At 37.2% G+C, this 13,208-nt stretch carries 10 protein-coding genes; 3 read left to right on the top strand and 7 right to left on the bottom strand.

All coding sequences use genetic code 11. From position 1 onward, the window contains the following. Positions 1-289 precede the first annotated feature (289 nt). The 3 genes from EG849_RS04240 to EG849_RS04250 are packed head-to-tail and all read left to right on the top strand — an operon-like array spanning position 290 to position 2,389. A complete protein-coding gene (locus EG849_RS04240; RefSeq protein WP_125011843.1) occupies positions 290-1,570 on the top strand; it encodes a Glu/Leu/Phe/Val family dehydrogenase in 1,281 nt (426 codons plus the stop codon). Positions 1,571-1,589: 19 nt separating this feature from the next. Continuing rightward, a complete protein-coding gene (locus tag EG849_RS04245) occupies positions 1,590-2,003 on the top strand; it encodes a GreA/GreB family elongation factor (RefSeq protein WP_125011844.1) in 414 nt (137 codons plus the stop codon). Continuing rightward, on the top strand, positions 2,000-2,389 hold the full coding sequence (locus EG849_RS04250) for a hypothetical protein (RefSeq protein ID WP_125011845.1): 390 nt from the start codon (positions 2,000-2,002) through the stop codon (positions 2,387-2,389). The genes EG849_RS04245 and EG849_RS04250 overlap by 4 nt, the downstream gene beginning before the upstream one ends. A 163-nt stretch (positions 2,390-2,552) precedes the next feature. Here EG849_RS04250 and acs read toward each other — a convergent pair whose 3' ends face one another. The 7 genes from acs to EG849_RS04290 form a co-directional block, all read right to left on the bottom strand. Then, complete coding sequence (gene acs / locus EG849_RS04255) at positions 2,553-4,460, bottom strand: acetate--CoA ligase (protein WP_125011846.1); 1,908 nt, start codon at positions 4,458-4,460, stop codon at positions 2,553-2,555. A 118-nt stretch (positions 4,461-4,578) separates the two neighbouring features. Continuing rightward, complete coding sequence (locus EG849_RS04260; protein ID WP_125011847.1) at positions 4,579-6,477, bottom strand: AMP-binding protein; 1,899 nt, start codon at positions 6,475-6,477, stop codon at positions 4,579-4,581. Between the two features lie 11 nt (positions 6,478-6,488). Further along, on the bottom strand, positions 6,489-6,851 hold the full coding sequence (locus tag EG849_RS04265) for a response regulator transcription factor (protein ID WP_125011848.1): 363 nt from the start codon (positions 6,849-6,851) through the stop codon (positions 6,489-6,491). Positions 6,852-6,882: 31 nt separating this feature from the next. Then, complete coding sequence (locus EG849_RS04270; RefSeq protein WP_125011849.1) at positions 6,883-9,588, bottom strand: sensor histidine kinase; 2,706 nt, start codon at positions 9,586-9,588, stop codon at positions 6,883-6,885. A 325-nt stretch (positions 9,589-9,913) separates the two neighbouring features. Continuing rightward, positions 9,914-10,138 carry a DUF6814 family protein gene (locus tag EG849_RS04280; protein WP_125011851.1) on the bottom strand — a complete coding sequence of 75 codons (225 nt, stop codon included), beginning with the start codon at positions 10,136-10,138 and terminating at the stop codon, positions 9,914-9,916. An 11-nt stretch (positions 10,139-10,149) separates the two neighbouring features. Further along, a complete protein-coding gene (locus EG849_RS04285; protein WP_125011852.1) occupies positions 10,150-11,700 on the bottom strand; it encodes an MFS transporter in 1,551 nt (516 codons plus the stop codon). Positions 11,701-11,725: 25 nt separating this feature from the next. Beyond that, a complete protein-coding gene (locus EG849_RS04290) occupies positions 11,726-13,111 on the bottom strand; it encodes a porin (RefSeq protein ID WP_125011853.1) in 1,386 nt (461 codons plus the stop codon). Positions 13,112-13,208 lie beyond the last annotated feature (97 nt).

Raw genomic sequence — 13,208 nt, forward strand, 5'->3', positions numbered from 1 at the left:
CTGCTGAAATCGGTGTTTGTGGCATGCAGTTTGTTAAATAGATACCACTATCAAATGAATTTAATTATCATGTCAAAAAAGTTACAGGAATCTTCTTTTGAAATTCCTCCAAATATCATATTACCTATTATCACTTGTACTGAAAATGTTTGCAGCGGAATTAAATATTCTTCTTTAAACAGATCAGCTATTCAAGTGAAGAGTGGTTTGTGTATTAATTGTGAAAAAAACAATTATTGCATTTGGAAAGAAGACAAAAAAGTATCCTGCGAACATTATCAGTAAAATTATGATTACTACAAAAGAACCTGCGAAAAAAAGCATGTATGAAAACGTAATGGAACAGTTCCACAAAACGGCTGACATTATGAACTTAAATCCTGACATCAGGAAAATTTTATCAATAACAAACAACGAAATCTTAGTTCATTTTCCAGTAAAAATGGATAACGGACAAGTTGAGGTTTTTACCGGTTACAGAGTGCAGCACAACAATGCATTAGGTCCATACAAAGGAGGATTGCGTTTTCATGCCACGATGGATATTGACGATGCAAAAGCATTGGCCATGTGGATGACTTGGAAGACATCCCTTGCAGGATTGCCTTATGGTGGAGCAAAAGGTGGAATTCAGATCGATCCAAGAAATTATTCAAATTCTGAATTAGAAAGAATTACCAGAAGGTTTACTTTCGCTTTAGGTGATAATATCGGACCAGAATTTGACATTCCTGCTCCAGATGTAAACACCAATGAGCAGACAATGGCGTGGATTGCTGATACTTTTATGTCAACAAAATCTCCAGCGACACGATCTAACAACAAGCATGTTGTAACAGGAAAACCTGTAGGTTCTGGAGGATTAGAAGGACGTGACCGTGCTACTGGATTTGGAGTTTATTTGACTTTAAAACTATTGTTTGAAAGCAAAAACGAATCCCTTTCTGGAAAAAAATTCATTGTCCAAGGTTTTGGAAACGTAGGTTACTGGGTTTCTCTTTTCTTAGAAAAAGAAGGCGCATTGCTTTTAGCTGTTCAAGATGCACACGCAACAATCATTAACGAAAAAGGAATTGCTGTAAATGATTTATTTGAACATTCTAAACCAAGAAAAGGTTCAATCCAAGGTTTTTCAGGAGCAACAGAAATGGAGCCAAAAGAATTCTTCGCATTAGATTGTGATTTTATTATTCCGGCTGCATTAGGAAACCAAATTACGGGTGCAAACGCTTATGACATTAAAGCTAAAGTTATTGCTGAAGGTGCAAATGGACCGACAGATAATGAAGGTGAAAGAATTTTATTAGAGCGTGGCGTTACCATTATCCCTGATATTTTATGTAATTCTGGTGGTGTTATCGGAAGTTATTTCGAATGGTTGCAAAACCGCAATGGTGAATTATGGCCATTAGACGAAGTAATGGAGAAAATCGAGAAAAAGATGACCGAGAATTACAAAAAAATGCAAAACGTAGTGAATGAAAAACAAGTAGACTGGAGAACAGCAGCCTATATTTTAGCAATTTCAAGAATTGAAACGGCTTATGTTCAACGTGGAATTTTCCCTTAATTGCCTGAGAAGATGAATTATGAAATACGAAGAAATAATAATTGAAAAGAGAGAATATGAGTTGTTAAAACAAATTATCTCAAGTGCAGCGCACAATAAAGACAAGACCTACAAGGCTTCAATTGAAAAATTGGCAAACGAGCTAAAATCAGCTACAATTGTCACTGACAAAGCGATGCCAGAAGAAATTGTAAGATTTAATTCAATTGTGACCATTCAGACCCCTTTTGGAGAGCCAAAAAGCTATCAAATTGTGACTCCTGAAAAAAGTGACATTGCAAATAATAAATTATCAGTCTTAGCACCTATGGGGCTTGCATTATTTGGATATGCAATTTCTGACGAGATTATGTGGCAGTTTCCAACAGGTGTGCATGCCATAAAGATTTTGAAGGTTGAACAGCAAAACACATTGGAAAAGAAAGAAATATGAAAAATGATATGATAAAAATGCATCAAGATCAAGATGACTTGCAAAAGTTTTTTATCAGCCGAGATGTTATTCGCTGGAACGACGAAGTCAATAGCATAAAAGAAGAAATCATTTTGTTTACAAACCTGTTAAGCTCAAATAACGGTAAAATGTATTCAAATATTTTAGAAAAAATTGAAGATTTCAAGAAAGAAAATTTAAGATTTGCTACAGAATTAATTTCGTACAATCGAAAATTGGAAGTTTTAAAAGAATGCGAAGATTTACAATGTGAAACATTTTTCTTGAATTCTCATAATGATTTCCAAGAATTAATTGAAGCTCATTTTTCAGAATATAGAAATTTTAAAAAGAATGTATTCGCATTAATTAATAACAGCATTTAATTCATTAAAGTAGTTGAGAGTATACATGATTATTAAGTAAATTCGTTTGAGACAACTGCTTTTTTAAAACACCGGTTCACGCCGGTGTTTTTATTTTATAGCAAAAAAACCGCTTTGTTCTAAATTGACAAAGCGGTTTTTACATTTATAAGACTGAAAAAAATTATAATTTTCCTTGTTTTATTTCTTCTACAATTTCTGGATTTAAAAGCGTTGAAGTATCTCCGAAGTTAGAATAATCGCCTTCCGCAATTTTTCTCAAAATTCGGCGCATAATTTTTCCTGAACGCGTTTTTGGCAGTCCAGTAACGAATTGAATCTTATCCAATTTGGCGATCGGTCCGATGTGGCTCGAAACATGCTGGTTGATTTCATTTGCCAAATTTGCTCTGTCCCGGCTTTCACCAGACTCTTTCAAGATGATAAATCCATATAAAGCGTTTCCTTTAATATCGTGCGGAAAACCAACTATCGCTGATTCTGCAACGGCTGGATGCTCGTTAATGGCATCTTCAATTGGCGCCGTTCCAAGATTATGGCCTGAAACGATAACCACGTCATCCACACGGCCCGTAATTCTGTAATAACCCACTTCATCTCTCAAAGCGCCGTCTCCGGTAAAATATTTCCCTGGAAAAGCCGTAAAATACGTTTCTTTAAATCGCTGGTGGTCGCCCCAGATAGTTCGTGCCATTCCTGGCCAAGGAAATTTGATGCAAAGGCTTCCAACTACTTGATTATCTTCAATTTCATTGCGTCTTTCGTCCATCAAAACAGCTTGAACTCCCGGTAAAGGAAACGTCGCATAGGTTGGTTTTGTTGGCGTTACAAAAGGTAAAGGAGAAATCATGATTCCGCCAGTTTCTGTCTGCCACCAAGTATCTACAACCGGGCATCTTTTCTTGCCGACGTGATTGTTGTACCAATGCCAAGCTTCCTCGTTGATTGGCTCACCAACTGAACCGATTACTTTTAAAGTTGATAAATCGTGGTTTTCAACCCAATCTGTATTTTCTTTTGCCAACGAACGGATCGCTGTCGGTGCCGTATAAAACTGCGTAACTTTATGTTTGTCAATCACTTCCCAAAAACGTCCAAAATCAGGATAAGACGGAATTCCTTCAAAAATTACCGTTGTCGCTCCGTTTAATAAGGGTCCGTATAAAATGTACGAATGTCCGGTAATCCAGCCAATATCAGCCGTACACCAAAAGACATCGTTTTCTTCATAATTGAAAATGTTTTTAAAGGTATATGCCGAAAACACCATATATCCTGCCGTTGTGTGAAGCATTCCTTTCGGTTTTCCCGTTGATCCTGAAGTATATAAGATAAATAACGGATCTTCAGCGTCCATTATTTCAGCTACGTTATTCGGTACAGCTGCATCTAAAAGCGGCTGCAGCCAAATGTCGCGGCCTTCTTTAATATTAACGGAGGCATTCGTTCTTTTGACAACCAAAACTTTCTCCACCGATGGTGATTTTTCTAAGGCTTCATCAATAATTACTTTTAAGTCGATAGACTTGCTTCCTCGAAAACCTCCGTCAGAAGTGATCACCATCTTGCAATCTGAATCATTAATTCTGGCCGTAACTGCTGAAGCCGAAAAACCAGCGAAAACCACAGAATGTATCGCTCCAATTCTAGCACAAGCCAAGACAGAAACTGCCAATTCTGGAATCATCGGAAGGTAGATACAAACACGATCTCCTTTTTTAATTCCTTGATCGCGAAGCACGTTTGCCATTTTTGCAACACGGTCATACAGCTCATTATAAGTAATGTGCTGTGCTTCTTCTTTTGGATCGTTTGGTTCGAAAATGATAGCTGTTTTCTCGCCTCTTTTTGCTAAATGCCTGTCAATGCAATTTTTAGTGATGTTCACTTTTGCATTTAAAAACCATTTAACTTCAGCTTCTTGCATGTCAAATTCCACAACTTTGTCCCATTTTTGGTACCACGTGAAATTTTCGTCTGCTATTTTATCCCAAAATTTTCTAGGCTCTCGTATTGATTTATTATAATGTTTGAAGTATTGCTCCAGATTTTTGACTTGATAGTAGCTCATAATCGTTTAGTTTTTAATTTTTTTATCAAAATCTATGTAAATATAAAGAAAGTTTATTTTAGATTTTAGTGTATTTATGCAAAATAAATATACATAAAAATATGCAATTCGTTTTTTATCAGATGGCTTTCCCTAATTTTGATATTTTAAAATCGTTCTGGATTTCCTCAATAATTGTTTCATCATCAATGGTAGACGGAATCTGAAAGTTTTCGCCATCAGCAATGCTTCGCAGTAATTTTCGAAGGATTTTGCCCGATCTTGTTTTCGGAAGCCGTTGCACAACGATTACGTTTCTTAAAGAAGCCACCGCCCCTATTCTCTTCCTGATTAATTGCACAACTTCATACTCTAATTGAAAATTTTCAATTGATTCCCCTGCTTTTACAACGACCAGAGCTACCGGAATCTGTCCTTTTAAATCATCACTGATACCAATAACTGCACATTCTGCAACCGAATGATGTGACGCCACAACTTCTTCCATTTCAGCAGTTGACAAACGGTGTCCAGCCACGTTTATCAAATCATCCACTCGGCCAGTTATAAAAACATAACCGTCTTCATCAATAAAACCGCCATCTCCTGAAAGATAATATCCATCAAATCTGCTGAAATAACTTTCTTTGAATCGTTTGTCATTTTCCCAAAGGCCCAGCATATTTCCTGGTGGCAAAGGCAATTTTACAACTACCAAACCTTCTTCATTTGGCCCTAATTCTTTTCCGTCTTCACTAAAAATTTTCAAATTATAGCCACAAACTGGTTTTGTAGCCGAACCTAATCTCATAGAAAATTCACCCAGACCTAAAGAGTTGGCCACCATCGGCCACCCCGATTCTGTCTGCCACCAATGATCGATTACCGAAATAGGAATGTGTTTTTGGTACCATTCAATTGTGGCTGCATCACAGCGTTCTCCGGCGACAAACTGATTTCTTAAATGCGATAAATCATAATTTTTGATAAATTCTCCTTCAGGATCTTCTTTTTTAATAGCCCGAATAGCGGTCGGCGCCGTTAACATTGTTTCCACTTTATGTTCTGAAATAATTCTCCAAAAAGTACTGGAATCAGGCGTTTTAATTGGTTTCCCTTCAAAAATAACCGAAGTATTCCGGTTAATCATCGGTGCGTATAAGATGTAACTGTGGCCCACTGCCCAGCCCATATCTGAAGCGGCCCAGAAAACCTCTTCGGGTTTGACATCATAAATGTATTTCATCGAAAATTTTAAAGCGGTCGCGTAACCGCCCGTATCGCGCACGATGCCTTTTGGTTTTCCCGTAGTTCCGGAAGTATACAAAATATAGAGCGGATGATTGGATTCCAAAGGCACGCAAGGCGCTTCTTCAGAACCGTAAACTAACGCTTCATAATCAACATCGTACTTTTTAAACGGAACTTTTGCGCCCAATTTTCTATTAAAAACAATTACTTTTTTAGGTTTGTGATTCGCTATTTCGATCGCTTCATCCACCAAAGGCTTGTAAGCAATTAATCGGTCAATTTCAATTCCTGATGAAGCCGTAATAATTCCTCTAGGTTTGCAATCGTCAATCCTGATGGCCAATTCGTGTGGTGCAAAACCACCAAAAACCACTGAATGGATCACACCGATTCTGGCGCAAGCCAGCATTGCAAATGCCGTTTGTGGAATCATCGGCATGTAAATTATGGCGGTATCGCCTTTTTTAAAACCTAGGGCCAAAAGTCCCCCGGCTAATTTGGCAACTTCAGATTTCACCTCATGAAACGTATATCTTTTTATCGTTTGCGTTACCGGAGAGTCATAAATAAAGGCAATTTGGTCCCCAAAACCGTCTTGAATGTGTTTGTCTAGAGTCAAGTAGCACATGTTTATCTGGCCGTCTTCAAACCAAAGCGGATAGCCGTTTTTATCTTTTGAAAGTATTGCGGATGGCTTGCCAAACCAATCTATTTCGTCAGCTTGTTCTTTCCAAAACTGTTCTGGATCTTGAATGCTTTTTTTGTAGAACTCATTGTATTTGCTCATAAATTCAGGTTTTATTTTATCAATTCATTCACTTGTTCCACTAATTTTTTTACTGAAAATGGCTTTGTCATATATAAGTCAGCTCCAAGAGAAAGTCCTTTTTCGATGTCTTTTTCCTTGTTTTTTGCCGATAAAAAAATGACTTTCGTGTCTTTTAATCGTGGATCCTTTTTAATCTGTTCTAAGGTATTGTAACCGTCAACATGTGGCATCATTACATCTAAAATAATAATGTTTGGCAATGCATTTTTCAAGATGTCCAACGCTTCATGACCATCTCTTGCAATAAAAACCTCGAAATTATTTTTCTTGAACGTATATTCTAGTGACATTACAATGTTTGGCTCGTCATCGACAATGAGTATTTTTTTCATATTCGTTTTATTTTATGGCGTTAATTTTTGCTCAAGCTGTTGTTTCCCTATTAAATTTTGGAATTGTGAAAGTAACTTTACCGCCAGCATCTTTAACATTTTCTGCCCAAATTTTCCCTTTATGATGTTCCACTATTTTTTTACAAATAGCTAATCCTAAACCACTTCCGATAGGTTTCTTAATGTTCTGATTTGATGACTGGTAAAACTTGTCAAAAATAGCTTCAAAGTCATTTTCGTCAATTCCTTTGCCGTTATCTTGCACTGCGACTTCAATTTCTGTATTTGATTCTGTAATAAAAATAGCAATATTTCCGTCGTGGCTGGGACAAAATTTTATGGCATTTGAAAGTAGATTATTTAGAACTTGCGTAATTCGGTCTTCATCATAATAGGCTTTTACGCTGTTTTTTTCTGAAATTAAATCTATAGTAATTTTTTTATTTTCAACAAGCTGTTTTAATTGCATGATGGTTTCAGAAATGGTGTGGTAAATATTATTCTCAGTTACATAAATTTTCTGCTTTCCCGAATCGAATTTTTCTAAATCTAAAATCTTGGTAATTAAACGATTTAACCGGTCTGATTCTGAAATGATATTTGATAAAAATTGCTTTTTCATTTCATGAGGAATATCATCATCGTCATGAAGAATTTCAGTCGCTGCGCGAATTGCCGTAATTGGTGTTCTTAATTCGTGAGAAATGGTATCCAAAAATTCATCTTTTTGTTTGTCCTTAGAAATTAAATCTTCATTGGCCTTTTCTAATTGGGCTGTGATCATCTTTAATTCTCGAGAAGTCTCGGTTAACTTTTTGTTGATTATTATATTCTCTTTTGATTCTTCTAAAATTTTTAAAACTTCAGGAAGCGTGATTTTATCTTCTTTTACCACACTGGAAATTAATATTTTGGCAGAAGCTGTCCCGATATGGCCCGTCAAAAGATTCTCGGCAAATTTGATCAATCTGGAATCTGCCAACTCTTGGCTTTTGTCAACATTGTATTTTAAACTGAATAGATTTAAAGCACGTTTTGTTCTTTCTTCACCTAAAAACCGACTTAAAACTTTACGGATATCGCTGATATAAGCTGTTCCTTTCCAAACAAATGCGTTTTCGTGCATCGTGATGTATTTGTCAATATCCACAAACATTTCAGCATAATTTCTTTCTCTGTAATTTCCTTTAAAACTGACCGAGACGGATAAAAAGACTAAAACATTGAACAAAATACTCCAAAAAAGCGCGTGTGGCACGGGATCTAAATAGTCTAACCCGAATAATTCAAAAGGTTTTAAAAGTTGGATTTGAAATAAGCCCTGATTGATAAATGCCTGTTCAAAATTAGTAAATCCTATTGCGTAGGGAATCAATAACGTATAGGTGCAAATTAAAAAACCAACGATGATTCCGGCAACGGCGCCATTTCGGGAACCTCTTCTCCATAAGATTGCTCCGAAAAAAGCGGGTGCCAATTGCGCAATTATTACGAAGGAAACCATGCCGATTGAAAATAAATTGTATTCTAAAACGAAAACGCGATAGATTAAATAAGCCAGAATTATCAGCGAAAAAATTCCGACTTTTCGGATGTTAACGATTTTTTTATTGTTCGTTTCTTGCACGTCACTTTGCAATCTCCCGAGAAAACCATACGGAATCAAAACATTGTTGCTTAACATGGTAGATAATCCGATGGAGGAAACGACAATCATTGAGATGGCTGCTGAAAATCCTCCTAAAAAAACAAAAACAGTTATCAGTTGATTGTTAAAAAACTGCGGAATCAGAAGCGAATAGGTATCTGGATTTACGGCTTGGCCGTCAAATAAAATATTGCCACCCCAAGCCACAGGATATACGAAAATATTAAAAAGCAAAAGATAGAGTGGAAAGAGCCAGATGGCAGTTTTTATATGGCTTTCGCGATTGTTTTCGACCACTGCCATTTGGAATTGGCGTGGTAAAAGAAATATGGCAAAAAGTGATAAAATGCATAAAAAGAACCAATTGATTGCTTGTGGAATCCCTCCGATTGTGTTCTTTTCCTTGAAATTTTCTAAGATGCTAGCTTTCGCATAAATATCATCAAAACCATCAAAAACAAAGAAGGTAACGTAAATTCCCAAGAGTAAAAAGAAGAATAATTTTAAGATCGATTCCATGGCAACTGCGGTCACGATTCCATTTCTTTTTTCGGATGCATCGACATAACGTGTTCCATAATACGATGCAAAAAGTGCCAAAGCTATGGCTACATAGGTCGTGGTATCGTTAAAGATATTAGAATGCGTTGAAGTTTTTGTAACCACGTGAAATGTTTCAGCGATGGCTTTTAATTGCAAAGCGATGTAAGGCAAAATTCCGAAAATACAGATTAACGAAACTAAAGCGCCTAGAAAACGGCTATTTCCATAACGCAGCGAGATAAAATCAGCAATGCTGGAAATTTTGTTGACTTTAGAAATTCGGATGATTTTACGCAGGATGATTATCCAGGCAGGCATAATAATTATTGGCCCGATGTAAATAGGCAGGTAATTCAACCCTGAGTTTGCAGCCACGCCAATACTTCCATAATAGGTCCAAGCGCTGCAGTAAACCGCCATTGAAAGCGTATAAACATAAGGATTGTTCGTCCATTTTGAGTTGCCTCTTTTTTCTGCCCAATGAGCAATAATAAAAAGCAATCCTAAATAAACAGAAAGAATGATTAATAAGACGATGCTACTCATAATAACGTTTAATTATAAGCAAGGAAATTAAGATTGAAAATAGCCAGACAGAGAAAAAATAGAAATAAATCAAAGGAATTCCTTCCAATGAAGACGCACTGTCAAACAGCAGCATCAGTGGCATATTGAATGCCAGAAGCAAAAATAAGGAAACGATTATGAGTTTTTGTTCGTGCCGTTTTTTCATTGTTGGTTTCAGGGTAAAAGATTTTAACTACTTTGTCGAGAATTCTTAATTTCTTAGAATATAAGAAATCTACCAATTTAAAAAACCGATAGCCCTTGAGAAAATCTCAAGAGCTGTGGCTTTTTATAAGACTATAATTTATTTTTCATCGTCATATTCTCCAATCAAGGCAAAATAACCAAAAGCGCCTAATCCTAAAACAATTAGCGGCGTCAAGACGAAAAGGATGATAATGCCAAAAACCAAATCTTCCTGTTTGCCTGAAACGAACTTTGGGTATCCAAACTCAAAAATACAAAAATAAGCTGCGGCGGCTGCTAAAGCGAGCCAAACTATTCCGAGAATTCTTTTTATTGCGTTCATATTTTTATTATTTATTCGTTTTCAATATTATTTTTACGTTTCAAATATACCATTCCGATACAGAAACTGATTGCTGCAATCACAATCGGATACCACAATCCTTCTAAGTAAAACTCTGGATCGCCAGTTTCTTTTGCATTAACTACAAAATAAGTGGAAATGGCAGGAAGCAGTCCTCCGAAGATACCGTTTCCGATGTGATATGGCAGAGACATTGATGTGTATCTGATTCTTACTGGGAACATTTCTACCAAAAATGCGGCAATTGGACCGTAAACCATCGTCACAAAGATTACTTGAATAAATATCCAGAAAATCAAGCTCCATTTGTCAGAATCGTTAATGGTAACTGTTGTTTTTGTATCTGATTTAGCAACACCTTTTTCGTCTAAAATTGGTTTTCCGTCTTGAAGGTGAAGCGTTTTTACTTGCTGCCATTGCGTTCCGTCTGCAAATTCTTTTGTGGATGTGTAGATAGAATCTAATTGCTGGTGTTTATTTTCTTTTGTAATTGCAACAATTTTAGCCTTATCAATTACTTCTGTTTTTAAGCTTACGTCTGTTGTTTCATACATTGCTTTGTAAATTGGCCGGTACAATAAAATTGCTAACAGCATACCCGCCATCATAATCGCTTTCCTGCCGATTTTATCACTCAACCATCCGAAGAATAAGAAAAACGGAGTTCCGAATAATAAAGCCAAACCTAATAATCCGTCAGCTTGAGAAGATTCCACGAACATTACGGTCTTCAAGAAACTCATGGCATAAAATTGGCCTGTGTACCAAACCACACCTTGTCCCATTGCGGCCCCAAACAAAGCCAATAAAACAAATTTTAAGTTGTATCTGTTTCCGAAACTTTCTTTTAACGGATTTGTACTTGTTTTCCCTTCTGCTTTGGCTTTTGCAAAAACGGGCGATTCGTCCATTTTTTTACGAATAACATACGATACAAAAACCATCAAGATTGAAACCCAAAAAGGTACTCTCCAACCCCATTCGTCAAATTGTTCTGGTGTTAAAGATGCTCTTGTAGCCAAAATTACCATCAATGAAATGAATAATCCGAATGTTGCCGTGGTTTGAATCCAAGAAGTCCAATAGCCTCTCTCGCCCAATGGTGCGTGCTCGGCCACATAAGTTGCTGCGCCGCCATATTCTCCGCCTAAAGCCAAACCTTGCAACAATCTTAAAATCAATACTAAAAGCGGGGCCATAAATCCGATGGTTTCGTAAGCAGGAACGCATCCGATTAAAAAAGTGGCCCCTCCCATCAATAAAAGCGTAACCATAAAGGTGTATTTTCTTCCAATCAAATCGCCTAGCCTTCCGAAAAATAAGGCTCCGAATGGACGAACGACAAAACCAGCCGCAAAGGTTGCCAATGTGGACAAAAACGCGGCAGTTGGATTGTCTGCTGGGAAAAATTTGGTAGAAATTACGACTGCCAAACTTCCAAAAATGTAGAAATCATACCACTCGATTAAGGTTCCGAGGGAGGAAGCCGTGATGACTTTCCAGATTCCTTTTGTGTTCTTTACACTTGCTGTTGTACTCATATTTTATAGTTTTAGGATGGGTTTCTTATAAATAAATTTGCAGTTGAACCGTGAATTCGCCTTTTAATGATTCTACCTTATTTGGAGTTATATACACTGGCCTTGTAGAATACTGCGTGGTAATTTTAGCATGGTGACCGTCAAGGAAAAAGTTAGCTCCGATGTCAAATTGGCTGCTTGACTTATCTAAAGCTTCAAAGTTTTTATACGTATAAGCGCCATAAGGCTGGATTCTTACTTTTGGTTTTTCTTCAGAAGTTGGCAATAAAATTCCCGCTTGCGTATACCAGATGTTTCCGGTTCCCATCATTGGCTGTAAATTTCCGGCTCCGGCAAGCGCTCTGTCACCAGTATAAGCCGGATCTGCTGTTGCAGTTCCCACATTCATAATTCCTAAATTTCTTAAATAATTAGGGCCAAAATCATAATTGTAAAAAACAGAATATGCTGTGACTGCCATCTTTTTTTCGGGTTTGCCGATAGGCATATCCACGAAAACGTCTGCAGAAAGTAACGTAATATCATGCTTGCCGACATTTCCAGCTACTGAAGTTCTTGTGGCATCTGGCGCATTGTAAAATCCGGCACCGATATTGAAGACTTTTTTGGTTCCAAGGTAAGAACCCACTTTGTAAGGAAGCAGATTTGATTCCACATCTAAAAATTGGTATTCAAAATAACCCGCTTTAGACCATTTTGTATTACCGCTATTGTCAACAGCCACAGCCACATCAGATGTTGGTGCATCAACCGGAGCAAGATTTGTTGCAAAAGGTTTGTTGTAACTCAAGCGGTATTCAAATTTGCCGTATTTTCCTTTAGCGAAAAGACCGCCTTGACGTGCAAATTGATCTGAATTTTCAATCAAAGGCCAGTTGAAGATAGGTGCATCAACGGTCAAGAAATTTAAGGTTGAGGCCATCGTCATGCGTGAAAGTCCCATATAATAGTGCAAACCTCCACCTAAAGAAAGACTGAATTTTTGGTCCGCTTGAGGCACAACGACTGCATATTCGTTCCAGGCATCGTGGAAAAACAATCCTGGTTTTTTTCCTTGGCCATAACCGCCGGTTCCTGTAGTTCCAGCCGCACCGCCGTTTGTAAAAGTCTGATTATTGATTCCGAAATGCGTCACAATCATATAGCGAGGGGAAAGTTGCGCATGCAAGAGAATTCTGAGCCTTCTGTTTCCGATGTCGGTGCTTGAAGAAGCTTCTTCCCCATTAATGGTGGTTCCGGGATTCATGTCAGAAGAGCGAAACCAGATTTGGTTCCAAGCCAAAACCCTGAGGTATTTTGAGCCATCTTCTTTTAAGTTGAATTTCAAGCCGCTTCCATAATCTGGAGAACCTTGAGAATATCCTGAAAGGGAAGAAAACAAAACAGCTGCAATCAAAGAAATTCTTTTCATAATTTAGTTTGTTTATTCGGTTAGTACTTGTTATTTGCAGTACCAAATTCAAAAAAACTTATGATGAAAAAAATATTAATATATATAATTGTAAAGC

It is taken from the genome of Flavobacterium macacae (genome assembly GCF_003865365.1).
Classification (GTDB): Bacteria; Bacteroidota; Bacteroidia; order Flavobacteriales; family Flavobacteriaceae; genus Flavobacterium; species Flavobacterium macacae.

Coding starts and splice junctions, on each gene's coding strand:
- EG849_RS04240 (WP_125011843.1), top strand. CDS start 290: ATGATTACTACAAAAGAACCTGCGAAAAAAAGCATGTATGAAAACGTA.
- EG849_RS04245 (WP_125011844.1), top strand. CDS start 1,590: ATGAAATACGAAGAAATAATAATTGAAAAGAGAGAATATGAGTTGTTA.
- EG849_RS04250 (WP_125011845.1), top strand. CDS start 2,000: ATGAAAAATGATATGATAAAAATGCATCAAGATCAAGATGACTTGCAA.
- acs (WP_125011846.1), bottom strand. CDS start 4,460: ATGAGCTACTATCAAGTCAAAAATCTGGAGCAATACTTCAAACATTAT.
- EG849_RS04260 (WP_125011847.1), bottom strand. CDS start 6,477: ATGAGCAAATACAATGAGTTCTACAAAAAAAGCATTCAAGATCCAGAA.
- EG849_RS04265 (WP_125011848.1), bottom strand. CDS start 6,851: ATGAAAAAAATACTCATTGTCGATGACGAGCCAAACATTGTAATGTCA.
- EG849_RS04270 (WP_125011849.1), bottom strand. CDS start 9,588: ATGAGTAGCATCGTCTTATTAATCATTCTTTCTGTTTATTTAGGATTG.
- EG849_RS04280 (WP_125011851.1), bottom strand. CDS start 10,138: ATGAACGCAATAAAAAGAATTCTCGGAATAGTTTGGCTCGCTTTAGCA.
- EG849_RS04285 (WP_125011852.1), bottom strand. CDS start 11,700: ATGAGTACAACAGCAAGTGTAAAGAACACAAAAGGAATCTGGAAAGTC.
- EG849_RS04290 (WP_125011853.1), bottom strand. CDS start 13,111: ATGAAAAGAATTTCTTTGATTGCAGCTGTTTTGTTTTCTTCCCTTTCA.